At 39.5% G+C, this 25,446-nt stretch carries 24 protein-coding genes and 2 pseudogenes; 11 read left to right on the top strand and 15 right to left on the bottom strand.

All coding sequences use genetic code 11. The features are described 5' to 3' along the window. From ACVRZ8_RS10280 to ACVRZ8_RS10260, 5 genes are all read right to left on the bottom strand, one after another. On the bottom strand, window positions 1-3,764 hold a 3,764-nt coding region (locus ACVRZ8_RS10280), incomplete at its 3' end, for an InlB B-repeat-containing protein (protein WP_447449237.1). Between the two features lie 284 nt (window positions 3,765-4,048). Further along, window positions 4,049-5,014 carry an ROK family glucokinase gene (locus tag ACVRZ8_RS10275; protein WP_447449236.1) on the bottom strand — a complete coding sequence of 322 codons (966 nt, stop codon included), beginning with the start codon at window positions 5,012-5,014 and terminating at the stop codon, window positions 4,049-4,051. Further along, window positions 4,989-5,213 carry a YqgQ family protein gene (locus tag ACVRZ8_RS10270; RefSeq protein WP_447449235.1) on the bottom strand — a complete coding sequence of 75 codons (225 nt, stop codon included), beginning with the start codon at window positions 5,211-5,213 and terminating at the stop codon, window positions 4,989-4,991. The genes ACVRZ8_RS10275 and ACVRZ8_RS10270 overlap by 26 nt, the downstream gene beginning before the upstream one ends. 95 nt (window positions 5,214-5,308) lie before the next feature. Then, on the bottom strand, window positions 5,309-5,743 hold the full coding sequence (locus tag ACVRZ8_RS10265) for a Fur family transcriptional regulator (protein ID WP_447449234.1): 435 nt from the start codon (window positions 5,741-5,743) through the stop codon (window positions 5,309-5,311). Window positions 5,744-5,827: 84 nt separating this feature from the next. Then, window positions 5,828-6,358, bottom strand: coding sequence for a Dps family protein (locus ACVRZ8_RS10260; RefSeq protein WP_447449233.1), 531 nt, complete (start codon window positions 6,356-6,358; stop codon window positions 5,828-5,830). A gap of 98 nt (window positions 6,359-6,456) precedes the next feature. On the opposite strand from ACVRZ8_RS10260, the gene ACVRZ8_RS10255 reads away from it, so the two are divergent. The 4 genes from ACVRZ8_RS10255 (at window position 6,457) to ACVRZ8_RS10240 (ending at window position 8,483) form a co-directional block, all read left to right on the top strand. Then, a complete protein-coding gene (locus tag ACVRZ8_RS10255; RefSeq protein WP_447449232.1) occupies window positions 6,457-7,116 on the top strand; it encodes a prepilin peptidase in 660 nt (219 codons plus the stop codon). Between the two features lie 164 nt (window positions 7,117-7,280). Then, window positions 7,281-7,427 carry a transposase gene (locus ACVRZ8_RS10250; RefSeq protein WP_447449231.1) on the top strand — a complete coding sequence of 49 codons (147 nt, stop codon included), beginning with the start codon at window positions 7,281-7,283 and terminating at the stop codon, window positions 7,425-7,427. A gap of 167 nt (window positions 7,428-7,594) precedes the next feature. After that, window positions 7,595-7,810, top strand: coding sequence for a transposase (locus ACVRZ8_RS10245; RefSeq protein ID WP_447449229.1), 216 nt, complete (start codon window positions 7,595-7,597; stop codon window positions 7,808-7,810). Window positions 7,811-7,850: 40 nt separating this feature from the next. After that, window positions 7,851-8,483, top strand: coding sequence for a DUF6261 family protein (locus ACVRZ8_RS10240; RefSeq protein ID WP_447449228.1), 633 nt, complete (start codon window positions 7,851-7,853; stop codon window positions 8,481-8,483). A gap of 158 nt (window positions 8,484-8,641) precedes the next feature. Here ACVRZ8_RS10240 and ACVRZ8_RS10235 read toward each other — a convergent pair whose 3' ends face one another. Then, window positions 8,642-9,736 carry an NAD(P)-dependent alcohol dehydrogenase gene (locus ACVRZ8_RS10235; protein ID WP_447449227.1) on the bottom strand — a complete coding sequence of 365 codons (1,095 nt, stop codon included), beginning with the start codon at window positions 9,734-9,736 and terminating at the stop codon, window positions 8,642-8,644. Between the two features lie 110 nt (window positions 9,737-9,846). Between ACVRZ8_RS10235 and ACVRZ8_RS10230 the strand changes: the two genes are divergently transcribed. From ACVRZ8_RS10230 to ACVRZ8_RS10220, 3 genes and pseudogenes are all read left to right on the top strand, one after another. Continuing rightward, entirely contained in the window at window positions 9,847-10,755 is a 909-nt protein-coding gene (locus tag ACVRZ8_RS10230) for a LysR family transcriptional regulator (RefSeq protein WP_447449226.1), read from the top strand. A gap of 231 nt (window positions 10,756-10,986) precedes the next feature. Continuing rightward, window positions 10,987-11,145 (top strand): annotated as a pseudogene (locus ACVRZ8_RS10225) (transposase); the annotation flags it as partial. Continuing rightward, complete coding sequence (locus ACVRZ8_RS10220; RefSeq protein ID WP_447449239.1) at window positions 11,142-11,639, top strand: IS5 family transposase; 498 nt, start codon at window positions 11,142-11,144, stop codon at window positions 11,637-11,639. The pseudogene ACVRZ8_RS10225 and the gene ACVRZ8_RS10220, both read left to right, overlap by 4 nt. A gap of 88 nt (window positions 11,640-11,727) precedes the next feature. On the opposite strand, the gene ACVRZ8_RS10215 is transcribed toward ACVRZ8_RS10220, so the two are convergent. The 3 genes from ACVRZ8_RS10215 to holA all read right to left on the bottom strand — a co-directional run bounded on the left by ACVRZ8_RS10215 (window position 11,728) and on the right by holA (window position 14,806). Next, window positions 11,728-12,852 carry a serine hydrolase gene (locus ACVRZ8_RS10215; protein ID WP_447449225.1) on the bottom strand — a complete coding sequence of 375 codons (1,125 nt, stop codon included), beginning with the start codon at window positions 12,850-12,852 and terminating at the stop codon, window positions 11,728-11,730. Between the two features lie 235 nt (window positions 12,853-13,087). Continuing rightward, the gene (gene sodA, locus ACVRZ8_RS10210; protein ID WP_447449224.1) at window positions 13,088-13,699 is read right to left on the bottom strand and encodes a superoxide dismutase SodA; all 612 of its coding nucleotides are present in this window, start codon (window positions 13,697-13,699) and stop codon (window positions 13,088-13,090) included. 69 nt (window positions 13,700-13,768) lie between these two features. Beyond that, on the bottom strand, window positions 13,769-14,806 hold the full coding sequence (gene holA / locus ACVRZ8_RS10205) for a DNA polymerase III subunit delta (protein WP_447449223.1): 1,038 nt from the start codon (window positions 14,804-14,806) through the stop codon (window positions 13,769-13,771). 90 nt (window positions 14,807-14,896) lie between these two features. On the opposite strand from holA, the pseudogene ACVRZ8_RS10200 reads away from it, so the two are divergent. Beyond that, window positions 14,897-15,295: pseudogene (locus tag ACVRZ8_RS10200) on the top strand (IS3 family transposase); the annotation flags it as partial. A 576-nt stretch (window positions 15,296-15,871) separates the two neighbouring features. Here ACVRZ8_RS10200 and ppc read toward each other — a convergent pair. The 5 genes from ppc to ACVRZ8_RS10175 form a co-directional block, all read right to left on the bottom strand. After that, on the bottom strand, window positions 15,872-18,688 hold the full coding sequence (ppc, locus tag ACVRZ8_RS10195) for a phosphoenolpyruvate carboxylase (protein WP_447449222.1): 2,817 nt from the start codon (window positions 18,686-18,688) through the stop codon (window positions 15,872-15,874). A 210-nt stretch (window positions 18,689-18,898) separates the two neighbouring features. Beyond that, window positions 18,899-19,291: a DUF4430 domain-containing protein gene (locus ACVRZ8_RS10190; RefSeq protein WP_447449221.1), complete on the bottom strand. Its 393-nt coding sequence runs from the start codon at window positions 19,289-19,291 to the stop codon at window positions 18,899-18,901. Then, complete coding sequence (locus tag ACVRZ8_RS10185) at window positions 19,288-19,761, bottom strand: hypothetical protein (RefSeq protein WP_447449220.1); 474 nt, start codon at window positions 19,759-19,761, stop codon at window positions 19,288-19,290. The genes ACVRZ8_RS10190 and ACVRZ8_RS10185 overlap by 4 nt, the downstream gene beginning before the upstream one ends. 97 nt (window positions 19,762-19,858) lie before the next feature. After that, window positions 19,859-20,971 carry a 5-methyltetrahydropteroyltriglutamate--homocysteine S-methyltransferase gene (locus ACVRZ8_RS10180; RefSeq protein ID WP_447449219.1) on the bottom strand — a complete coding sequence of 371 codons (1,113 nt, stop codon included), beginning with the start codon at window positions 20,969-20,971 and terminating at the stop codon, window positions 19,859-19,861. A gap of 39 nt (window positions 20,972-21,010) precedes the next feature. Next, window positions 21,011-22,123, bottom strand: a complete 1,113-nt coding sequence (locus ACVRZ8_RS10175; protein ID WP_447449218.1) for a vitamin B12 independent methionine synthase — start codon at window positions 22,121-22,123, stop codon at window positions 21,011-21,013. A gap of 205 nt (window positions 22,124-22,328) precedes the next feature. Here ACVRZ8_RS10175 and ACVRZ8_RS10170 point away from each other — a divergent pair, with 205 nt between their 5' ends. The 3 genes from ACVRZ8_RS10170 (at window position 22,329) to ACVRZ8_RS10160 (ending at window position 24,576) form a co-directional block, all read left to right on the top strand. Beyond that, window positions 22,329-23,189 carry a glycoside hydrolase family 25 protein gene (locus ACVRZ8_RS10170; protein ID WP_447449217.1) on the top strand — a complete coding sequence of 287 codons (861 nt, stop codon included), beginning with the start codon at window positions 22,329-22,331 and terminating at the stop codon, window positions 23,187-23,189. A gap of 245 nt (window positions 23,190-23,434) precedes the next feature. After that, window positions 23,435-23,908, top strand: coding sequence for an aminoacyl-tRNA deacylase (locus ACVRZ8_RS10165; protein ID WP_447449216.1), 474 nt, complete (start codon window positions 23,435-23,437; stop codon window positions 23,906-23,908). 26 nt (window positions 23,909-23,934) lie between these two features. Continuing rightward, window positions 23,935-24,576 carry a histidine phosphatase family protein gene (locus ACVRZ8_RS10160; protein WP_447449238.1) on the top strand — a complete coding sequence of 214 codons (642 nt, stop codon included), beginning with the start codon at window positions 23,935-23,937 and terminating at the stop codon, window positions 24,574-24,576. A gap of 142 nt (window positions 24,577-24,718) precedes the next feature. On the opposite strand, the gene ACVRZ8_RS10155 is transcribed toward ACVRZ8_RS10160, so the two are convergent. Beyond that, window positions 24,719-25,309, bottom strand: a complete 591-nt coding sequence (locus tag ACVRZ8_RS10155; protein WP_447449215.1) for an SDR family NAD(P)-dependent oxidoreductase — start codon at window positions 25,307-25,309, stop codon at window positions 24,719-24,721. Window positions 25,310-25,446: the final 137 nt, after the last annotated feature.

The following is a 25,446-nucleotide window of genomic DNA, read 5'->3' as shown; positions in this document are numbered from 1 at the left end:
GCGCTGATGACAGGGGCCGAACTGTCGGCCACTTTCGGATGCTTGTCGTCGCTGTCCAAAATCCCATCATTGTCATCGTCTGAGTCCGTGACATCCGGCGTCCCATCGCCGTCCGTATCCCGCTGAATAACTACTGTAATAACTTTTGTGATAACTTCATGACTGCCGTCTTGATTTGTGTAACGACTAGTCGCAGTTACTTCGATTTGTGCTGTTCTGGTGTCGTCATTTGCTTCATTTGTCCAGTCGGTAACATTGGCTGTTCCAGTTAAATTACCCGCCTGATCAATAAATAAGCCATAAGTTGGCGCTCCGTTTGTTGCAAAAGAGCTATACTTAGTCGTATGAGGTTTATTAGAAGTTATCGCTGAAGCGACATTAGCTTTGCTTTTATCCATGATAGGATCAAGCGTGACAGTCGAAACTTCTAAGGCATCCCAGACTTTTTTGTTGGCATCTTCGTTATCGGGAATGCCATCATTATCATCGTCTGAGTCAATGTTATCTGCTATCCCGTCACCATCTGTATCACGTAAAATCGTGAGACTGACCTTACCAGCTACACTTTCTGATCCAGATGTCACAGTAACATCTACCTCAAAAGTGCGGCTTTCTTCCTCATCACCCCAGTTGCTAACGCGCGGAGTTCCTGATAAAATCCCTTTGTTACTAATCTGTAGACCCGATACTTCCTCAGGAAATTCATCGGCTGTCACCTGATAAGGGGTTTTATTGGCGGATACAACACGCTGCGAACTTGTCCGTCTCTTTTCAATCATGGTCTTATTGCCAGTTGTCATAGATAAAGGACGAGGCTGATTCCATTGGGCATATAAAACCAAATCATCTTTTAAAGAAATAGTCTGTCCAGGCTTGTAAGAAGTTCCCTTCCCATCAGCTCTTGTATTCCAGCCAATAAACTGTTTATCGCCATTGCTTAATTCTGAGCCGCCAAGGATAACATATTTACTATTTAGAATTTGCTCCGCCTCCTGAGGAACAGTCCCTATACCACCATTAGCATCATAACTAATGGTACGAGTAAGAGGATTCCAGACAGGAACTAAGGCAACATCCGATGTAATGAGAGTAGACAAGTCAAACTCAACCAAGACACCATTAACCTCAGTATACCAGCCTTTAAACAGGCTCTTGTCATAGCCATCAGGGATTTCAAGTAGACTATTGACCTCATCTGCATCAACAGCATTCTCTTTATAAACTTTTAAAACAGTTGATGTCGTTTTATCAGCATCATGATAAACGGTGACATTTAAAGGCTGTGCTTCCCAACCGCCATATAAGCGGATATTTTGACCTGTCATCTTAGAGTTGGCATCCAAGCTATAAGGAATTCCTTCACCTGTCTCAGACTCATACCAGCCTGTAAAGACATAAGTTATCCCATCTGACGTATAGCTTGTCTTACCAACAACATACTCACCCGTATTTAAATCAACATAGTCACTAATATAATCATCATAAGGAATGGTGTAAGTCTTACTGGCTTCGTTAATTCCTTTTTTATTTGGGACAACTTCAAATTGGTATTTATTTTTTGTATAGTACACATAAACCGTTGGATTCCAATAAGAGAGTGTATACTTGCTTTGATTTGTGCTAATACCATTTTTTTCTGAATTGGTTCCTGTTCCTACATATTGCTGAGTATAACCAGAAATAGTATAACTTCCCATGTCCATGCGGACATCAGAATTGGAACCAATCGTGATGATATTTCTGACGCCTTCACCAATGATGTACTGATAGATTTGGTAATTTTTATTAACCGTTCGCTGGATAAATGCAGTATCCTCAGGCCACATGGTACGATTATAACCATTTGTAACTGTTAGATAACTAATTGATGGACGCTTCACTGTCCAATAAGCAAATTCTGGATTGCCAGCAATCGCATTGACATTTCTAAAGATATCGGTCAAATCTTGCTCAAATCTAGCAACTCCCGTACTGATAATGGTTCTACCGTCCTCTTTGTAAAAAGTATAAGTATAGGTCTGACGGTCAATATAAAGTTTAACAACCGTTGTGCCATCACCAGCAATAGTTTTGCTCTCTGCACTTTTTAAGACAAAACGGCTAGACGGAGTGAATTCATAGGTTGCTTCCTCTCCGGTGGTACCGGACATAACTACCGTATCCAGCAGAGAATAATCATCATCGTTGGCATTTTGATAGTAATACAAAACAGTGTACGGGGTATCAATATTCTTTTCCCAAACTGCATAAAGAACCGTATCTGATTCGATAATCTTCGCATCATCTACCTTTTCTCCGTCTGGAGTTAAAGACCAGTATTTAAAAGTATAACCAGCTCTGGTTGTACTAACATTAGCGACATCAATAGGAGAATCATAATCGCGCAGCTGCATATCAACTGGGGATCCACCGACAGTATTAAAGGTAAGCTCCCATTTGGCCTGCAAAACAGCATAGAGTGTTATGTCAGATGCCAAAGGAGTTGAAAAATCATACGCTTCTCCATCAGGTGTTAAAGACCAGTGTTTGAAAATCATCCCACCAGCTCTGACATCAACAGCTTGCATAGGAGCTTCATCACCTGTTGCTAACTGAATAGTTTTTAAAACTACTCCTTCACTGACATAGGTTACACTAACCTTATCCTCATATTTTGCATCAATATCAACTTCATAATTTGAAATTTTAGCAGCAGAAATCACTTCTGTAAAATCAACCTGCTGTCCTGCCTTGTTACCATTGCGGTAAAACCAGCCTACAAAGACTTTTCCTGATGGAGCTGTTGGAGTTGCTGGTTCCATTAAAGCTCTATCTTCTGAAGAAATCACTTGCGTTTGAAAAGCATTTTCACCTTTGAGCTGATCGTAAAAATGATAAGTCGGATAATCCTGATCCAAAGCAGTAACACTATCCTTATACTGAGTTAAAAGCGCTTCAACTTCGGATACTGCTCGCTTGAGATCCTCAGTTGTGATAACGACATCTGTCCCCAGTAAACTAGATTTCACTGTTGCGATTTTTTCCGTCAGTTTTTCACGGAAATCACTATAACTAGTCACTAATTCTTCATCTTTTTTCTCAGTAACAACAGATTTATCAAGTTCTTCTTGAGCTTGTTGAATCAGAGCTTCTAGTTCAGACTTAGCCTCGGCTTGCTCCTTTTCTTCAGATGATGAAGCTGTATTTGAATCATCTGAAGCAGAACTTTCTTCTGTCTCAGATACATCACGTCTGCTTCTAGTTTTAGCCGTTGTTGCTTCTTTAGGAGTTACAGTAAAGGTTAAAATATTATCCGCATTTTCAGTGACTGTCTGTGTAACAGCCGTCTCACCATTGAGCTGATAATTCGATAATTCTGGTGCTGTCCCTATTTCAGCTGCATTTTCCGTCACACTTGCTGTCGCTGTGGTATCTGTCGTTTCAACACTTACAGTTTTTTGAATGCGATAAATTTCATTCCCAGAAGTATCTACATATACTACTGCATAAGTTATGATTGCTGTCCGTGTCTGAGCAGCTGGGCTCTCTGTCTTAGACTCTTCAATTCCTGATAGTTGAGCTGTTGAAGAACTATTTGCTTCTAAAGCTGGCAATTCTGTCTCCTCAGCTGCTGTTACAGGAGACTGTATCTGCTCCGTAACCACAGTCTGTTCTGTACTTGACTGGGTAGCTGTTAAATCCTCTGCTGCAGTCAATTGTTCAGTCAACAAAGCCATGAGAATTGTCAGACCAAGCAAAACAGATCCTGCCCCTATTTTTTTCATTTTTCTAATAGAAAAGCGTTGCTTTTCAGCTAACTTTTTGTCCATTATAACTTATCCCTTCTGGTAGGTCAGTTAATCGTATTATTTTTAAAATATAAAACGATTCCGTATCATTAGTTTACCATTAATGTTTGCAAAATCCAATATTTCGTTCTTTATTTTTTAATTTTATAGCTCATGATATCATTCAGACAGATGAATCTTACACCTTACAGTTTATCTATTCAGAAACTCAAAAAAGCGGCCAGACGGCCGCCAAAAGACTATGTAGATTATTGAAAATATTATCCTAATTGGCTGGCAAGGCTAGCTGCACCGATAATACCAGCATCATTTCCCAACTCAGCAATTTTAATTTTAGTCGATTTTTTAACCTGCGGGAAGGTAAATGTCAGAAAATACTTCTCGATCCGGCTGCGCAAGAATTCTCCTGCTGCAGAAACGCCTCCGCCAATAACAACAGAATCCGGATTTAAAATATTAGAAATATTAGCTGTCGCCAGTCCCAGATAAAAAGCAACCTTTTCCACAATGGTATCTGCAAACCGATCGCCTGCTGCTGCCGCTTCAAAAATATCCTTACTTGAGACGCTTTCGCCATTATCAAGCGCTTCTTTTATCTTTGAATTTCCCTCATAGCCTTCTGCCAGATGGCGAGCAACCCGTACCACACCAGTTGCAGATGCGACGGTTTCTAAACAGCCTTTGCTACCGCAGGTACATTCAAAACCATGCTCAGGTTCAACGATAATATGGCCAATTTCTCCGCCGGCACCAGCTACACCATGGATAAGATTGCCATCTGCAATCACACCGCCGCCAACACCAGTCCCAAGTGTGACAAAAACCACATCCGGATTGTTAGCACCAGCTCCAACCCAGCGCTCTCCAAGTGCAGCCACATTGGCATCGTTATCAATGGCAAAAGGAATTCCTAGCTCACGCTCAATGACAGAACCAACTTCCTGAGTATCAGCCCAATTAAGATTGAAGGCACCAGTAACTGTTTTTCTATCACGGTCAACCGCCCCAGGCGATCCCATACCAATTCCAACGAAATCATCCTTTGTTAAACCGTATAACTCCAGACGATGCTTGATAGAAGCTACAATATCTGTGACAATATGACGGCCATCTTCTAAAATGTTAGTTTCAATAGCCCATTTTTCCTGAACCTTACCATCAAGCGTTACAATCCCAAATTTAATACTGGTTCCGCCTAAGTCAATCCCCAATAGTTTTTTTGTCATGTTCCTTCTCCATTTCTAAACGATGTTCACGCCGTAAAATCAATTCCGCCGCAAAGTATTCCTCTCGATCAATCAAACCTTTCTTGTAAATCAATTCCAGTTCAATTTTCATCATTTCAATATCATAAAGGCGTTTTCCAAGATAAACATAAATGCCAAATCGTTTCAGCAGCTGTTGAACATCGTAAAGTGTATTCATGGTGCTATTTTAGCAAAAGTAAGCCACTTTTTCAAATAACTTTGGAACCGTTTTATCATTTTTACATAAAAAAGCCGAGCCCAGCTCGACCTTGTCTATTGACACTTAGGACAGACTCCATAAGCAGTCATCTGCTCTCTAGTGATACTATAGCCTGTTTCTTTTTCAACAGTTTCTTTAAAAGAAGGTACATGTATATCTAAATCAACGATACGGCCGCATTTCTCACAAACAACATTGAGATGATCATGCCCCATAAAATCATAATAGGTTGTATTATCCTTATTGACTTTAATTTCCGAGACCAGCCCTTGGTCAATCAAAACCTTTAGGTTATTGTAAACCGTTGCCAGACTCATTCCAGGATTTTCCGGAAGAAGATCACGGTAAATGAGTTCAGCACTCGGATGCTGATCGGACATCATCAGGTAACGAATAACAGCCTTACGCGATTCAGTCAAGCGAATACCTTTAGATTTAAGCTGATTTAAAACGCCTTCGTAAGCACTTAAACTATGATGGCTGGACATGGCTGCTCCCCTACTTTCTCAAAATGTAACCTACTGTCCTTATTATACACTTTTCTAAAGTAATTTGGCTAGCATCTAACCCAATTATTTAAGTTCTGGTGCTTGATTAAGCTCTGCTGCCAGCATCCAAATCGCTTTATCTACATCTGCCTGTGCATCTGAAAAAAGATCATTTGAAGGATTGTCTCCTTCTTCATCTGTTACATCTAAACCAACTTGGAAAAGAGCAGAAAGGTATTTGAAGGCATCAAGAACTAACTGCAGCTGTTCTGCGGTAGAACGTTCAAACGAGCCTGTAACCTCAGTCAGGCCTGAATTTTCAGAGAATTCCTTAAGAGTAGAATAAGGTGCACCGCCAATAGTAATTAAACGTTCACTGATTTCATCCAAATGTTCATTGAGGCTGTCCAAAAACTCATCCATTTTAGGATGAAGATAGAAGAAACCTGCTCCGCGCAAATACCAATGGACTTGATGAACAATAGAAGCAGCGACAGATAAATCAGCAACAGCTTGATTGAGAGCAACCTTAGTTTTAGCATTTTTAGCAGCTTCTTTAGCCGCAACCTGATGGACAACAGAAGCGTAAATCGTTTCTTGAATGGTTTGAGTCATAATAGACCTCCTTTTTATAATCATTATTATTTATATCTATATTTTATAGTAATTCTAAATAAGAGTCAATTATTTTGTCTATTTTCGAATAAAAAGATATGACATACTTTTTATATTTTATTTTAGGAGCTTCGTTGGGGTCTTTTATTGGTCTTGTTTGTGATCGGTTTCCAGAGCAGTCTATTATAGCTCCGCGCAGCCATTGCTTCTCCTGCCAAAAAACTCTGCAAATAAGAGATCTGCTTCCTATCATCTCACAAATCCTGTCTAACTTCCGCTGCCGCTATTGCCGAACAGCTATTCCCAAACGCTATTTTTTCATTGAGATAGCATCCGGTCTTTTTGTGCTTGCCTTTTTCTTGGGCTTTTTGTCAATGGCAGAGCTGCTTCTGCTCTTTTTGAGTCTTTGTCTGAGTATCTATGACTTAGAGAGCCAGACTTTTCCGCTAACTATCTGGATAATAGGAACTCTTCCTCTTATGTTTTTGGGCATAATCAATTCTTGGCTGACTCTCTTTTTATCACTGGCTCTATTTGCCTACTGCTACAATGTCAAAATTGGTGAAGGGGATTTTCTCTATTTAGCAAGCCTTTCTTTTATTTTCACAGGACAGGACCTTCTTTATATTATCGAAATAGCTTGTCTGCTGGGAATTTCCTTTGCCCTAATCTTTAAAGAAAAACGCCTACCCTTTGTCCCTTTTTTGTCAGTTGCTGCACTGATTGTCCTGACTATCGAAAAAATAGCTGTTCATTAAAGCAGACAAAAAAGAAAGTAAGGTAAAAAGCGTAAATTGGGAAAATTTGCTTTTTCAGAGGTAAGACTAGAATTGACAAAGCCAATTAGCCTTACTCCCAACCACTGCGATGTGAACAAAAAAACCTTAGAACCTGTATTCACAAAAAATGTTAAACTAAAGATATGATAAGAAAACCGTATGATACCGATTTAACGGATAAAGAATGGGCTAAGCTTGAACCCTATTTCTCAAACCACCGCACCTATAAATGGTCTAAACGAGAACTCGTTAATGCGACTTTGTACATCACCAAAACTGGCTGTCAATGACATATGTTCCCACATGACTTTCCTCCTTATCCAACTGTATGGAGTTTCTTTCGTCGTGCTAAGGAAACTGGATTGTGGGACAAAATTTTGACAGAATTTGTTAAAAAAAGCGACTGAAAGCTGGTAGAGCAGTCTCTCCAACCTATGCCATCATTGATTCTCAAAGTGTGAAAACAACGGATGCCTCTGAAAACCGTGGTATTGATGGTGGTAAAAAAGTCAAAGGAAGCTGGCAAATCATCCCCAAGCGTTGGGTTGTAGAGAGGACATTCTCTTGGTTGAACCATTCTCGAAGATTAGCCAAGGATATTGAAAAATCAGTCTCATCAGAGGTTGCTTTTGTAAAACTATCACACATGAGTCTTATTTTAAGGACGTTATGATGTTGTGAATACAGGTTCTAAGAAAAACGGAGGACGATAGATGTCAGAAAAAGGAATTGTACGTTTAGGGGTGACAGACCTCGCCAATGCGGAGGTTTATCAGCTAGTTCAGCGCTTCATCGCCCAGATTGATGCGGAGAATGTGAGTATCGGGGATGACGTGGTGGTTGTGGATTTAGTGACGGCCATCCGCAAGGAGCTTCCAATCCTGCAAAAAGCGAATCATCAGGTTCGAGGTTCCAATGATTCTAAGAAAATAGCAGAGCTGGACAAATTACGTGACCAAGCGCTGCAAATCTTCTTTGATAGTCATAAACTGCACCGCTTTGATCCCGAAAAAAAGGAAGACTATGATGAACTTAACCGCCAGCTAGCTGCCTTTAAGGGCATTAAGTCCGTGAGCTATGAACGCGAGACTGAACTGGTCAACAATCTGCTGCTCAAATTCTCAGCTAGCCCTGTCAAAGAGATCATTAGCTCACTTGGTCTGACCAAACAATTAGAGGCCATCGCAACGCGTCAAGCTGACTTTGAAGAAGCCTACAGCAAGCGTTCGAGCGATAACAGTAAGAAGGTTTCCTACGATACCAAGCAGTTACGTGAGAGCCTAGTGAGTGCACCACTACGATATCTTAGGCTGATATCTAGCCATCCGTGCCGAGGTTCACGATGAAGCCATCGCCAAGAACCTACTTGCTATCTACAACACTAGCCGCAAAGAATGGGCAGCCTCTAAGCGTAAGCCGAAGAAAAAAACAGAACTAGAAGAATAAAAAAGACCCGACCTTATCAAGTGATAGGGTCGGGTTTTAGGAAAAAACAATCAAAAGATTAAGATTTTATCAGGACAATAGGCTTGATAACTTGACCGCTGAGAGAGTCAGTAATAGCGGTATCAATATCTTGAAAATCGTAGAACTTAATTAATTTATCAAAAGGGAAAAGCCCTTTTTTGTAATAGTTAATGAGTTGAGGAATGAAAATTTGAGGAACAGAGTCTCCCTCAACAACTCCTGAAATAGTCTTAGCTTCAGATAAGATATCTCCCATGATATTAAGGGTAACATCTCCGCCAATTCCAATCGCAGCTAATTGACCACCAAATTTCAAGGAATCAATAGCGGTCTTAAAGACGGCTGGTACACCAGTTGTATCAATTGCATAGTCTACCCCATTTGGGCAAAGGGACTTGATTAGGGATATTGCATCATCTGTCTTGCTGTTGATAACTTCGGTAGCTCCAAGCTCCTTAGCAAGCTGTAGACGATTATCAAAAATATCAACAGCTATGATATGATTTAAGCCAACAATCTTAGCTGCCATGATGGCGGATAATCCAACGCCCCCTGTTCCAAAGATAACAAGCGACTGGCCAAACTGAGGTTTTAAAAAGTTTAGAACAGTTCCTGAACCAGTCATAATACCGCAACCAAGGGGACCCAATAAGCGGAGGTCGACATCTTTATCAACTTTGACGACATTTCGTTCATCTGCAACAACATAGGTTGATAGAGAGGATTGGCCAAAGAAGGAGGAAATCTCCTGACCATCATGAAAATGAATACGGCTGCTACCATCTTTTAGATGTCCTCCAAAATTGAGGTCATTGAAGTGAAAGCACATGCCTGGATGACCTGTTAAACAACTATCACAGTGACCGCAGGATGAAAAACCTAAGACAACATGATCCCCAATCTCAACGGAAGTTACTCCAAATCCAACTTTTTTAACAATTCCTGCGCCCTCATGGCCTAAGGCAACAGGGTAGGGTGTGACGCCCCCATCTCGTCCTGCTAGATCCGTATGACAAATACCTGATGCAACGATTTCTACCAAAACTTCGGACGTTTTTGGCTCATCTAAAGATGCTTCAATAATCTCAATAGAAGCGCCTTGTTCTTTGACATAAGCTGTTTTAATATCCATTTGTCATCTCCTCCATAATGATTACTTCTAAATTATAACGCTTTCAAAATCATTTGTAGTCTGTTAAAATAGCTCTATAGGCGAAATATGAGTTCGTCTGGAGGAAAAGAATGAATCAAGAACAATTACGACACTTTATTGAAGTCAGCCAATTTGGAAGTTTTCAACAAGTGGCAGACAAGCATTTGATGTCTCAACGTGCCATTTCTAAACAGATGAAGGATTTAGAGGCAGAGTTAGATGTTCCTTTATTTATTCGAGGAACAAATAGCATTAATTTAACAGCAGCAGGCCGCTATTTTCAAAAACAGGCTCAACTGATTTTAAATAATATGTCAATGGCCCAGTATCAGGTTAAACAATTTCATGGAGATGGTAATTGTAAGTTGACCGTTGGCTACTTTTCAACCTACGATGCTATTTTACTAAGGGATTGTATTAAAGCTTTGTCTAAGAAAAAGTTTGATATAGTGGTGGAGGAGAAAAGTATTGAGCATCTCTTGTCAGATTTGATGTTAGATAGTATTGATTGTGCTATTATAACAGATATTCCCAATAGTTTGATTGCTTTTGAGGATTTGGGGTTAAAAGATTATGTTATCTTTGAAGGAGAAGAGTTGATTGGAATTGCAGAAGAGTTAGTTGAACCCAATCAGGAAACTTTTCCTTTAGCTTGGTTGCAAAAATATCCCATTTTATACACCTCACATGAAGAGTCAACTTTTCTGCAAGAGATGTTTATGGCACATTTGAAAGATTATAGTGAGTTTATGACCTTGAGTCGTATAGCGACTCATGAACAGCGTCAATTACTTGTGAGCACAGGACAGGCTATTGGATTTTATCCCCCTAAGGAATTAGTGACCTTAAGTCAGGTTAAAAATGAAGGAATCGCTTATTTACCTCTTGAAACACGAAGTCAGTATGAAACCTTCCGCTTAGTGACAAAAGCTGATTTTTCGAGTCCATTATTTGAAGAAATGCTAAATTACTTTAAGACAATTGATCTATCTTATTGAAGGAAAGGATATGGATAGGGCATTCATTACTCCTTACCAGAAATGTTTGAATTGCATGAAGACCAACGAGAAGCTGTTCTAGCTATCTTAGAACCCGTATTCACAAAAAAATGTTAAACTAAAGATATGATAAGAAAACCGTATGATACCGATTTAACGGATAAAGAATGGGCTAAGCTTGAACCCTATTTCTCAAACCATCGCACCTATAAATAGTCTAAACGAGAACTCGTTAATGAGACTTTGTACATCACCAAAACTGGCTGTCAATGGCGTATGCTCCCACATGACTTTCCTCCTTATCCAACTGTATGGAGTTTCTTTCGTCGTGCTAAGGAAACTGGATTGTGGGACACCATTTTGACAGAACTTGTTAAAAAAAGTGACTGAAAGCTGGTAGAGCAGTCTCTCCAACCTATGCCATCATTGATTCTCAAAGTGTGAAAACAACGGATGCCTCTGAAAACCGTGGTATTGATGGTGGTAAAAAAGTCAAAGGAAGGAAGCGCCACATCGTTGTTGATACGATGGGAAATCTTCTTGATGTTGTGGTTCATGCAGCTAATCTTCATGACACGAAATCAGGGATTTTAGTGGCTCGTCAAGTAATGGCTCAATACCCAACAATCAAGGCTTTTTCGGCAGATGCTGGGTATCGGAAAAGCTTTGAAGAGATGATGAGCGAAGAGTTTCAGTGTCCAGTAGATATTTCTGAAAAAATCAAAGGAAGCTGGCAAATCATCCCCAAGCGTTGGGTTGTAGAGAGGACATTCTCTTGGTTGAACCATTCTCGAAGATTAGCCAAGGATATTGAAAAATCAGTCTCATCAGAGGTTGCTTTTGTAAAACTATCACACATGAGTCTTATTTTAAGGACGTTATGATGTTGTGAATACAGGTTCTAAGTTAAAAAAGAGAGCGGGATAAAAATCGAGATTTCGTAGAAATCGATTTTGTAGTCCACTCTCTCTTTTAATTCATATTGACACGATGCCACTCGTTAATGACATAAGACAAAAGTTCCAACTGCTGCAGGCCTGCATTATTAATTTCTGTTGTTGCCTCTGTAGAGCCGCCTAAGCCTTTTGTATAGATAGCAATCAGATAAGGCTTTTCTTCCATAACAATAGCATCAACATTTAAAGCTTCTCGGACATAACCTGGCTTTTGATAAATGGTCAGATTTGGCAAATAACCACGATAGTAATACTCTGGAAAAGCAACACCAAGATAACCCAAAATATCAGCATATTTATCTTTATGTTTCCACAAATAATCCAAAACCTGAATATAATAATCTGTTGTTGTTTTATTGCCGTCCCGCTGAATTGTTTTGATATCAGCTTTAGACTCTCCGTAACGGCTAAAATTAGCATAGGCATTATCCATACCGCCTAAACGTTCTGCCAAAGCATAAGCAGGTGTATTTTCAGAATAAACCAGTGAATATTCTTGCATCTCTGGAATCGTCATGCTGCCGCCAAAAGCCGATACATAGGTATTATGTTCTTCTAAGCTTTCATATTCTGTATGGGTAATGTCAAATTCTTCTGTTGTAGATAAGGTTCCGTTAGCAACTTCATCAGCGACTAACATATTTAATGGCAACTTATAGGTCGAACCAGCCGTCATGGGTTGGGTCTCATTCATCGAAAAAGTTTCATTGGTTACTGTGTTTTTGTATGAAAAGGCCACTTGAGAAATATCTATTCCTTGATCCGCTAAATAGGCTTGAACCACCTGAAGCAAGTTTAAATTAGCATAATCATATTGGAGTCCGTAAGCCGCCATGGTTGCTGCATCAGCTTCCATTACTGCTTGTTTGGCTTCGGGTGATTTATTGGTAATTGTTACTGTTTCTTCCTCGGCTGTCTTTTGATTAGAAGACTGGCTGCTGGTCTGATTTATTTGAGTGTCTAAACTTGATTGGCTGCTTGTCTTACTTGACTGACTGACAGCAGATTTTTGCATTGTTCCTTTTGCAGAGATTTGCAGAAACATAAGTCCAAAGACTGTAAGAATCAAGACTGCCAACAATCCAATCGTTACCCAGCCTTCTTTATTTCTGATCTCTTCATTGTGTTTATTTCTCTTCATAGTAAATCTAGTGTAAGCTAAACTTTTGGAAATAGCAACAGCATTCACGTAATTTTTTAGTAATTATTTCACTTATACCGAGTTAACTACAAATAAAAAAAATAAGCAAAACCTCAGCCTTAACTGCAAATCAATTGTTAAGCAGCGGCATAACGTTCCGCAATTTTATTCTGCTCTTTTTGAATGCCTTAGCTCAAATCATCAAAAAAGAGCAGGAATCTCCCACTCTTATATCTTATTTAGCAACCGCTTCTGCATAGAGACGAGCAACCTTGTCCCAGTTGATAATTTCAAAGAAAGCTTTGATGTAATTTGGACGAACATTGCGATAGTTAAGATAGTAAGCATGTTCCCACACATCAAGAGCCAAAATTGGTTGTTTGCCTTCTGAAATTGGTGTGTCTTGGTTGGCTGTTGAAGTGACTTCAAGTTTGCCTTCTTTGTTAACCACAAGCCATGCCCAGCCTGAACCAAAACGAGTTGTTGCTGCAGATGTGAAAGCCTCTTTAAAAGCATCAAATGAGCCAAAAGCATCATTAATAGCTGCTGCTACTTCTGCTGTTGGTTCCGTTTTTTCTGGCGATAAAAGCTCCCAGAACAAAGCATGATTAAGGTGTCCGCCACCATTATTAATAAGCGCTTGACGAATATCAGCAGGAATAGAATCAACGTCTGACAAGAGCGCAACAAGATCTTCCCCAATTTCTGGGTGTTTTTCAAGAGCCGCATTAGCATTTGCGACATAAGTTGCATGATGCTTATCATGGTGAAGCGTCATAGTTTCTGCATCAATATAGGGTTCAAGTGCATCGTAGGCATAAGGAAGATCTGGTAAAATAATTGCCATCTCGGTTACCTCTTTTCATTTTAATACCTTTATTTTATAGGAAAATAGCAGAGCTTTCAAAGAATTTGTCTAGGTTTTTGTCCCAGCAATTTTCAAAAGTGCTAAATCAAAAAGATAATCTTTATGGTAGACTCCCGTCTTAATTTGATAATCCGTCTCAATCAAGCAGCGCAGGCTACTTTTCAAAAAAGAAAGAGAGAGAGAGCGGCTGTCTCTCAAAGCAAACCTGACCTGATAGGGATTAACACGCCGTCCCAAATAATCAGACAGGCTGCTGACAATCTGCTGCTCATTTTTTCCTTGGCTGGACAACAGTTTGACCTGCATGAACATGCGAAACTGTCCAAGCATGATGGCAATCAATTTAATCTCATCCTCACCTTGCAAACGCAAATCATTGGCTAAAGCACGCACTGGCTCTATCTGCCCTTTGATAATCATTTGAGTCAAATCAAAAACATTATCCTGAAGACTTTTGGGAATAGCTTCTGCAATGTCTTCAAGCGTGATATTGCCTTTCTTCTTATAAGAACTAAGAAAAGAAATATTTTTCTGAATATCTGAAAAATCAAAATTTGATTTTATCAGCAATTGATCAAAGGCGCCCGCATCAAAGACCAAACCGCTTTGATGCGTTTGCTTTTGAAAATATGTTCTAAGCTCTGCTTCCTTGGGTTCAGTGGCTTCAAACAATTTAGCCTTTTGCTTGAGAAGCTTAACCAAACGGCGCTTTCCATCCAATTTCCCAGCTGCCAGAATTACCAGACGTGTTGTATCAACAGGATTCTCCAAATAAGCTTCAAAGCGCTTAGCTTCTTTATCATCTAAATAAGTTTTTTTAGTTGTGGTCAAATCCTGAAAATGGTCTAAAATAACGACCTTTTCATCTGCAAAAAAAGGTAAGCTTTCCAGATCCATTTCAATCTCTTGATAAGACGTTTCTGCCATATCAAAATAAGAATACGTCAAATCACTGGCATCAAAATTAATTTGTTTGAAAAAGAGGTCTTTGAGGTAACTGTATTGACCTAAATCATCTCCAGTGATCAGTGTTATCAAAGGAAGGCTGGACTTGGAAACTTTCTCCATTTCTTCTACTGCAATCATGGTATTATTATAACATAAAAGAAAAGCCATCGAAAATGAACTGCCCCCCAAAAATTAGACACAACATCTAACGATTGGGGTGCTATTTTTATGAAACTAAGTTATGAAGATAAACTAAAGATATACGCGCTGAGACAAAATGGGGTCTCATGGTCTCAGATTGAACAAAAGTATGGTGTTCTTTTTTCCAATCTCAACTACATGGTAAAACTAATAGACAGGTATGGCGTTGAGATTGCTAGGAAAGGTAAAAATAGGTATTACCCTCATGAATTAAAGCAAGAAGTAATGGATAAAGTTCTGATTGATGGTCAATCACAAGGTCAGCTTTCCTTAGATTACGCTTTACCAGATCGTGACATGCTTCCCAATTGGATAATACAATACGAGAAAAACGGGTATACTATTGTTGAGAAATAACGAGGGAGACCAACAATGGGACGCAAGCCTAAAAAGATGCTTGAAGAGATGACAGAATTAGAGCGTCTTTAAAATCAACATAACCCTTCCAAAATTTTTTGTAACACGAAACCTCTTAACACTCAAATAAAGCATTAAAACCAATATTTCTCAATAATTGGAAAAACAAGCATTTACCACTTCCTAAAGAGTTTGTCCGTTTAGCAGTCATCTAAGATTGTGAGTTAAAACAAACAATAGATATTTTTTAAAGATAAGTCTTGTTCTCAAAGGTACAGATGGCTAAAACAGGCTTCTTTTTTGCTTAAAAGCTGAACACGAAGTTTTTGTGTGCTAAATTCAGTTTATGAACAGCATATGCCAACACTTCTTCTAATTGGAACAAAAAAGTGTGAGAAAGAAAGCCAACTCTCCGAATGCATGCTTTCTCTCCCACTTTCTAATTTCTAGATATTTGATTTGAAACAGTCTACTGAACTGTTTTACTTCCACCTTAGCACAGGTGAAAATAACACGAGGACTAATCCCAAAACTTCAAATCAGCATTTTTAAAGCTGTCCAAACCATTAACTGTTATTTCGAGATTCCTTGACTAAATAAACATAAAAGCCCGACAATTTTTGTCCGGCTCTATTGATTGATTCATCAACCTGAATTACGCAGTCCCGTCGCAATACCATTAATTGTAATGTGAATGAGCTTAGTATCTTCTTCTGTTAATTCGTTATTGCGCAAACGTTTAATCAGCTCAATCTGTACATAATTCAAAACATTGAAATAAGGCAGACGGAAGTCCAAACTGGCTTTTAGTGATGGACTTTCTTCTAGTAATTCTTCATGATTTTCGATAGCCAAGATAACATTCTTGGTCAGCTGCCATTCATCAAGAATAATATTGAAGACATCTCTTACCTCTTCTTCTTCAGCAAGCTGAGCATACTGAAAGGCAATATTCATATCTGATTTTGACAAAACCATGTCAACATTTGACAGAAGCGAACGGAAGAACGGCCAAGTTTCAAACATATGCTGTAATTTTTCGAGATTGCCTTCTTCAGCTTGAATGAAATGATTAAAGGCAGATCCAACACCATACCAGCCAGGAAGCATAATACGGTTTTGAGACCATGAGAAGACCCAAGGTATCGCACGAAGTCCTGAGATTTCAGTGATTGTTTTACGAGCTGCTGGACGCGATCCAATATTAAGGCTGGAAACTTCCTTAATCGGACTGGCCTCAAAGAAATAATCATAGAAATGTTCATTACCAAATACCAAATCACGGTAGATAACATTTGAATCCGCTACGATACTGTCCATTGTCTGACGAAAACCAATAATCTCTTCAGGATCTGCAATCATACGGGTAACCATACGGTCAAGAGCTGCTGAAACCAGCATTTCAAGATTATAGTAAGCAGCATCTTTGTTTCCATATTTATTGCCAATGACCTCACCTTGCTCAGTCAGACGAACACGGTCTTTGATTGTACCAAAAGGCTGAGAGGTGATGGCATCATAAGATGGGCCGCCGCCGCGGCCAACTGTTCCCCCGCGGCCATGGAAGAAGGTGAATTTGATCCCGCGTTCCTCACCAATCTTAGTCAATTCATTTTGAGCTTTATAAAGGGTCCAGCCAGATGACAGATAACCGCCGTCTTTATTGGAATCTGAATAACCCAGCATGATTTCTTGATAATTCTTACTGTTTTTAATCCAGCGTTTAACAATATCATATTCCAGATACTGTTTCATGATATCGTTAGAATTCTCTAGATCTTCAATAGTTTCAAAAAGCGGAACAATCTGCACACGCGCTTGCTTGGTATCAACTAAGCCAACTTCTTTAAGCAGGATAGCTAATTCAAACATATCTGACACACTTTCAGTATGAGAGATAATGTGCTGTTTAATAACTTCCTCACCAATATAGTCTTTGAGTTTGCGGGCTGTGCGGAAAATAGCTAACTCTTTTTCAAGCGTTTCTGATTTTGCGACATTGGTTGAAGACAGCGTGCGCGGATCTTCCTGCAATTCTTTAAGGAGCACTGCTACTTTTTCTACTTCTGACAGTTCACTGTAATTATCAACGATATTGGCCGATTTTAAAAGTTCTGCCACACAGGCTTCATGCACACTCGAATCCTGACGCATATCAATACTAGCCAAATAGAAGCCAAAAATTTCAACAGCTTGCAAAAGCTCCTCAAATTCTCCCGTGATTAGAGCATCGTCGTCATTTTCAAGCAAAGAAGCCTTGATTGCCAAAAGATCATCGTGAAACTCCTGAACATTGCTATAGAAATCGGCTTGGTGCTGAGAAGCCTGAATAAGACTTTGACTGAGACGCTTTTGAACATAATCACCGATAACTTCACCCCTGACAGGATTTGAAAGGTGAGAGGCAGCACGCTCTGCTATATTCTCTCTATCAAAAGAGCCTTCTTTTAAGAAAATCAGGGTCTGAATTAATTTGGCCTGAATATAGCTAAAAGCACGACGGTAAGGCTCATTCTCACGAAATACAGAGGTATCTGGTGACTTAGCTGCCATTTCCAATACTGGCTTAGAAACATCCGTCAAAGTTGAAGATAAGGCAAAGGTACGGTAAAGCTGATCTACTAAATCAATATAATAATTGATAATCACTTCACTTTGCACTGTTGCAGATAATTTTAAAGTTTCAGCCGTAACATATGGATTTCCGTCACGGTCTCCGCCGATCCACATTCCCATTGTAATTGGAGTTGGATTATCCAGTTCTATACCTTTTTCGGCAGATAAACGCTTAAATTCACGTGATAAGTTAGTAACAGCCTTAATCAATGAGGAATTATAGTATTCCATAACATTGGTGATTTCATTTTTTACCTTGAGTTTCTTCTCACGAATAATATCGGTCTGCATGATAATCTCAACATAACGGCGTAAATCAGCATACCATTTGTCTTGATTAATGAGTCCAAGCTTAACATCACGGTGCTTACGAAGCAAGTCATGAATCTGGTTGGTCAATTCAAGCATCGTTTTTCTTTGAACCTGTGTCGGATGAGCAGTTAAAACGGGAACAACATTAACATGCTCCAAAATATCTTGAGCATCGTCTCTTTGAGCTACCAAATCAACTATTGTTGATAGTTTCCCTAAGTAATCCTCATTGACATTATTTTTATGATTCACTTCATAAGCTAGATCCACATCTTCTGAAATATTAATCAGAAGCGGTAAAATTGAAAAATAACGAGAGATAATGACCATATCCTCGTTGGAAATTTCCGAAATAGCCTGTGTCAGCTTGATGTAGTCATCTCCATCATAAAGCTCCACCAAACGCTGAATAGCCTGAAAGCCTTCTTCTCCCACCATGCTCCGAGTGGCGTCATCAAGCATGTCCTTGAGAATACCAACCTCTTCTGAGATGATGGCTTGATTGTTGCTGGTTTCTAGTTTTTTAAAAGCCAAACCATATTCTCCTTACTTTTTACATAGTATCTCTATGATACCACTTTTAGGGTAAATGTAAATATCTTTACTGTAAATCATCAGCTCTTCACCAACTTTCCGACAACTTTTGCCAGCCTCGTCTATTAGAATCCGAACAATGTCAAGATTATAAAAAAGAGAGGTGGACACCTCTATATTTGCCTCAGCCTCTTCTTTTTGAATTAAAAATTAATGGTAAGTTTCCTGATAAAATTCGATACGGTCACCATCCTGAACCTGTGTTTGATTAGCTGCTTTGGGAGCTAACTCATCGTTGACCTTAAACATCCAATAGATACCTGCATCCTTATCTTGTGAAACGCCGTCAATGGAAGTGATAAAATTATCCTCTTCCTTAACCTTATAAGTAGCTTCAAGAACATCCTGAACGGTATCTCCCTTTTCAAAGGATACCTGTTTTTCCTTACTGTTATCATTTACAGTTAGAATCAGAGTAACATGTCCAGCGCTGTCTGAGTCCTTAACAGACGATTGGGTTGATTTGTCTGCACTGCTATTGCCACAAGCAGCCAAAAGAAACAAAGAAGCTAAAACAAAAAAGGGAATTATAAGTTTTTTCATGAAGAAAATCTCCTGTAAATATGAAGGATAATGGGATAGAAAAAGAGGCTGGACAAAGCATGAAGAAAATCATAACTCAATCCCGATACGACAAAGACTAAACCACTGTTAAAGAATTGACCATAGACATAATCATACCCTACACCGTACATAAAAGTGAGGAAAAAGACTAAGGCGGTCTGCCAGAATACGTTTAACTTAGGAGCAAGAAAATGCCAAAGGATTAAAAGCAGACCATAATCTAAAATCTGATAAGCTATCCAAGGACCAAAACCTAAAAAAAGGCCGGAAATGCACATCGTTAAGGCCATAACTAGAAAACCATCCCAAAATCCAAATGTCAAAGCCGTAGCAAAAAAAATAGCCGTGACAGGTTTGATATTGGGCAAAGAACCAAAAATAAGCCGCAAAGCGATAGCTAAAGCTGATAAAACTGCAATACGTGTCAGCTGTCTTACTGAAAATGTCATACTTCTATTATGCCAAAAACTGCCCTCTATGGCTAGAGGACAGTTTACATTTTTGAGATAAATTTTAGACAGTGCTAAAACAGTTACCAAAGAGAGCTCAATTCCAAACCTCATCAATAACTGCTTTAACCAAAGCCAATTTTTTCCATTGATCTGCTTCTGTCAAAATGTTGCCTTCTTCAGTTGAAGCAAAGCCGCACTGCGTAGAAATCCAAAGCTGATCAAGTGGCAAAACTTTCTGTGCTTCGCGGATGCGGGCGATAACTGCCTCTTTATCTTCCAAATCAGCTTTTTTAGTCGTAATCAGACCAAGAACTGCTACTTTATCAGCAGGGACTTCTTTCAAAGGCTCAAAACCACCTGAGCGTTCGTCATCAAATTCCAAGAAATAGGTCTGAGCATTTTCACGGCCAAAGAAAGCCTCAGCCACATCATCATACGGTCCCTTGGTCGCAAAAGTTGAGTGAAAATTACCGCGGCAAACATGGGTATTGATAGTCAAATCGGCTGGCAAATCTTTAATGGCATTGTTGTTGACATAAAGGTATTCATTGATGACATCTTCTTTTTTGAAGCCTGCACCGGCCATGGTATTCCAGAAATCTTCATCAATCAGCATGCCCCAAGTACAGTCGTCAAGCTGAACGGTGCGCGCTCCTGCCTCATAAAGGGCAAGGATTTCTTCACGATAAACTTTAGCAATAGCAGCTAGGAAATCTTGACGGTTAGGATAAAATTCGGCCACCGTCTGAGCATTTTTCCCGCGATCCAATTCTGCTAAGAATTGAGCTGGCGCTGGAATGGTAATCTTAGCTTCAACACCTTTTTCGTCAGCCAAAGCCTTGTAAAACTGGTAGTGTTTAATAAAAGGGTGAGTGTCTTTACTAAAGCCGAGTTTTCCACGAAGAACAGCTGTATCATCTCCCGTTTCTTCCCCGTGGAAAAGGTAGCCCTGTCCATAGTGCTCGTGTTCAACACCGTCAAAGCCCCAGAAGTTATCCAGATGCCAGTAAGCACGTCGGAATTCCCCGTCTGTTACCTTTTCAAGACCTGCTGCAACTTCTTTATCAATTAATTCTTTGATTAATTTATCCTCTACAGCAGTCAATTCCTCTTGAGAGATGTCTCCAGCTGCAAATTTTGCACGCGCTTCTTTCAATTCTTTCGGTCGCAGGAAAGACCCGACATGTTCAAAATATTTTTTTACCAATGGTATTCTCCTTTTATGATGGTGTGTTGGTGAATGAACTTATCCCCAGATTTTTTCAGTAATGCCTTTAATCAGGCGCAGCTTCTGCCATTCGTCTTCTTCAGTTAGGATATTGCCTTCTTCAGTTGAAGCAAAGCCACACTGGGTAGAAATGCCTAGATTTTTCAAAGGAACGAGCTCTGCGGCCTCTTTGATACGGGCTACAATTTGGTCAACGTCTTCAAGTTTTGGATCTTTAGAAGTGATCACACCAAGGATTAGCTCGACATTGTCACGGCCATTCCAAATCTCAGTCAACGGCGCAAAGCTGCCGCTTCTGGCATCATCGTATTCTAAGAAGAAATTATCATAGTTGAGCTGACCGAGGTATTCAGCCACAGAGTCATAACCGCCCTCAAAGAGATAGGTTGACTTGAAGTTACCGCGGCAAATGTGGGTAGCCAGCGTCAAATCATCTGGCAGACCAGCGAGAGCTTTATTGATGGTATAGACATCGTCTTCTGCAATTTTCTGCAGCTTGGCTGTCGCCTCAGGATCGTTTTTGTGATCCTCAAACTGCTGAATCAAATAGCCCCAGGTCGTGTCATCCAGCTGTACATAACGAGCTCCTAGATCATAGAAATGCTGAATGGTGTCGTGATAAGCCTGAGCCAAGTCATCCAAAAAGTCAGTCCAAGTGTCATAGTAATCCAGTGCTAAGTCGCTTCTATGATCACGATTGATAACTAAAGATGGGCTTGGAATAGTTACTTTTGGCGTGATACCTTCCGGTGTTATTGATTTGAGGTATTCAAAATCACGGTAGAAAGGGTGGTTAGGATTTTCAGCGATTTTGCCATTAATTCGGACATTGGTCGTACGCGTCTTTGCACCATGGAACTTATAAGAATCTTCTTGCAAATAATCTTCAAAACCAGTCAGATTCCAAAGAAAATCCAAATGCCACCAAGAACGGCCAAATTCTCCATCAGAAACAACTTTGAGGCCATTTTCCACCTCATGTTCCACCAATTCCTTAACGAGTTTATCTTGAATGTCAAGCAGTTCTTCTTTTGAGATCTCTTTTGCTGCAAACTTTTCTCGCGCTTCTTTCAAAGCCGCGGGACGCAGATAAGAACCGACGTGATCAAAGTGAAAGTGTGTTTTTGCCATGATTTTCTCCTCTTTCGTAGCAACTCTTGGAAAATAGCAGAGCCCTTTCCCAGAGCATCATTAGTCTTGTTACTCATTCTAACACCCTATCTTATAGCTGTAAAATATATATTTTTTATGGTTAGTCATAGTTTTTTCTTATATCTTAAGTCTTTCGAGAGCCTCATTTTGCATTTTAGACATATTTAAGGTAAAATGGAGAGCAATGAGAAAAAGAATCAAACCCATAATCGTATATGTGGTTATGGCTTTGGTTGGGATTGCGTTGGTCATTGCCAGTGCAAATGGGTCTGCCTTAAAAACAGATCAGTTGGAAGCTGCTAAAGCAAATATTCCATCTACCACCTCAACCACTGTACCGACCAGCACATCTAGTACAGATGCTGATGAATTCCATCTCAACCCAATCATTGACTTATCCGGCTGGCAATTACCCGAGGATATTAATTACGATACCTTATCAAAAAATATTTCTGGAGCTATTGTTCGTGTATATGGAGGATCACAGATTCGCTCTGATAGTAATGCAGCAGATGATTCAGGGGTTGATAAATCTTACAAAACACATATTAAAGAATTGCAAAAACGTGATGTTCCTATCGCTGTTTACAGCTACGCTCAAGGACGATCTGTTAAAGAGATGAAAGAGGAGGCTAAGACCTTTTACAAAAAAGCTTCTTCTTATAATCCAACTTATTACTGGATTGACGTCGAAGAAGAAACGATGGGCAACATGAATAAGGGAGTTCAGGCTTTCAAAGATGAATTGAAGCGCTTGGGTGCTGAAAATGTTGGCATCTATATTGGAACCTACTTTATGCAAGAACAGGAAATTTCCATAGATGGTTTTGATGCTATTTGGATTCCTGCTTATGGAACAGATTCAGGTTATTTTGAAGCATCACCCAAAACCAGCATTGACTATGACTTGCATCAATACACGTCTCAAGGCCATATCTCTGGCTACAGTGATGTTTTAGATTTAAACAAAATCGCTCCAAATAAAGATGCTAAAACAACATACGAAAAGCTTTTCGGAGTTACCGATTACACTGCTTCGTCTTAACCGTTTGATAAATCAGGAAATTCATTTTCCTGATTTTTTATTTGTCCGTAAGCTAATCTTTTCATTTATCATTTTACTATCGGCCGCACTGTTAATCGTAACTCAGCACAACTGACATTATTATTTTAGAGTTCTATCAATTAATACCGTCCCGTTAGGATAGTTTGTGATATAATAGTTTTGAAAGATTTTCTTGAATTAAAGAGGTTTACTTGACTTTAAGCTGTCAGATGGAAAGGAAGGAAATGGCCAAAAAGACTAAACTAAAAAAAACACTGGTTGATCAGATTTTGGATAAAGCTAAGATTGAACATGACAGTCTTTCTTTCAATGGCTTAGAAGGAGATATTCCTGATGGCATTGAACGCTCTGCCATTTACAAAACCTTAGCTCTGATTGGCGATAAAACCGGACCTGTTATTGGAATTTTGCCTATTACGGAGCATTTATCTGAGAAAAAACTGGCCAAGATTTCTGGCAATAAAAAAGTCAGCATGATTCCGCAAAAAGATTTGCAAAAGACAACTGGCTATATACATGGAGCTAATAATCCTGTTGGTATTCGTCAAAAACATGCCTTTCCTATCTACATTGATCATACAGCTCAGGAAGCTGGCAGTATGATTGTCTCTGCTGGTGAGATTGGCCGCTCTATTCGTATTGACAGTCAAGTTTTAGCTGATTTTGTAGATGCCTGCTTTGCTGATTTAAAAAAATGAAACAAAAAAGAAAAACAGAGGATAAGATGAAATTATATTTTGTTAGACACGGGCGTACAGAATGGAATGTTGAAGGACGTTTTCAAGGAGCCAATGGCGACTCGCCGCTGCTTTTGGAATCCATTAAAGATTTAGAACGTTTGGGAGATTATCTTAAGGATATTTCCTTTGATGCTGTTTTTTCCAGCGATCTCAAACGTGCCAGAGAAACAGCCCAAATTATCACTCAGTGCCAATCTCAAAAGGTCAACATCACCTATACTGAAAGTTTACGTGAATGGGGGCTGGGGCAGCTTGAAGGGCAGAAGATTTCCTTGATTGAATCTATTTATCCAAAACAAATGACTGCTTTTCGGCATAATTTAGCCAATTTCAAGGCTTCCCAGTTTGAAGCCGAATCGGTCTATCAAACCACTCATCGTGTCGCAGAATTTATCCACACCTTGGCCGAGTCTAGCTACCAAAATATTCTTATCGTCGGACACGGTGCTAATCTAACCGCTTCTATTCTCAACTTGCTTGGCTATGAAGCTGGTGAACTGCGTTGTAAGGGTGGACTTGACAATGCCAGCGTTACTACTCTTGAAACGAAAGATTGTCAGCATTTCAAGCTGCTGTCTTGGAATGATACCAGCTATTTAGCGGAAGATATCAGTTTTGCCCAATAATTTTAAAAAGAGCTTGGACAGTCTATTTCCAAGCTTTTTTCTTATACCTTAAAAACACTTAATCAACCGCCTTTGTTTGGAGTAACCTGGCTTGTTTTTAAGTTCAAACCTTCATGATTGACTTCTATTCCTTCCTTTGTTTTTAAATATTAGAGCGCGTGATGAAACTTTGCAAAACATGTTCCATAACGGTGTTTGGCAATAGTTTTGTCAGACGAATAATGAGTCGAAACTGCCAGCCAGGATAATGCAAGGCTTTATTCTTTTTTAATGCCTTTATAGACTCACGTGCACATTGACTAGCTGTTATCTCTACTCTTTTCAGAGGATTATGCGCCGAAAAGGAAGCTGCGCTTTGTTGACTATGTTTTCCAAAGCTTGTCGCAACTGGTCCGGGCTGAATTTCAGTAATATGGACACCCGTTCCTTTTAAATCAACGCGCAACCCTCTGACCAATCCATGGATAAAGAATTTACTGGCAGAATAATGTGCCAATCTAGGCATGGGATGTGTTGCGGCACCGGCACTGATAAATAAGATATTCCCCTTGCTTTTTACAATGTCTGTTAAAAAAGCCTGTGTGATGAGAACAGCTGCAAGCGCATTAGCTGTCACTATCTTATCAACAACTTCAATAGAAAGACCATCAGCAAGCCCTTCAAAACCATAACCGACATTGTTCACCAAAACTGTCAACGTGAAACGGCAAGGCTTTAATCGCTTCAATAGCATCCAAAATGCCGGCTCTATAATATCTGTAGTGGGTAAATCTCATTCAGATATTATAGGGCTTTTTGACTGTATGAAAAAAGTCCCATATGACTTATAATGAAAAGCGACCAAACTCACATTAGAAAGACTCATATGGA

The sequence above is a fragment of the Streptococcus dentiloxodontae genome, assembly GCF_053206925.1.
This window is presented reverse-complemented; position numbering and strand designations above follow the sequence as displayed.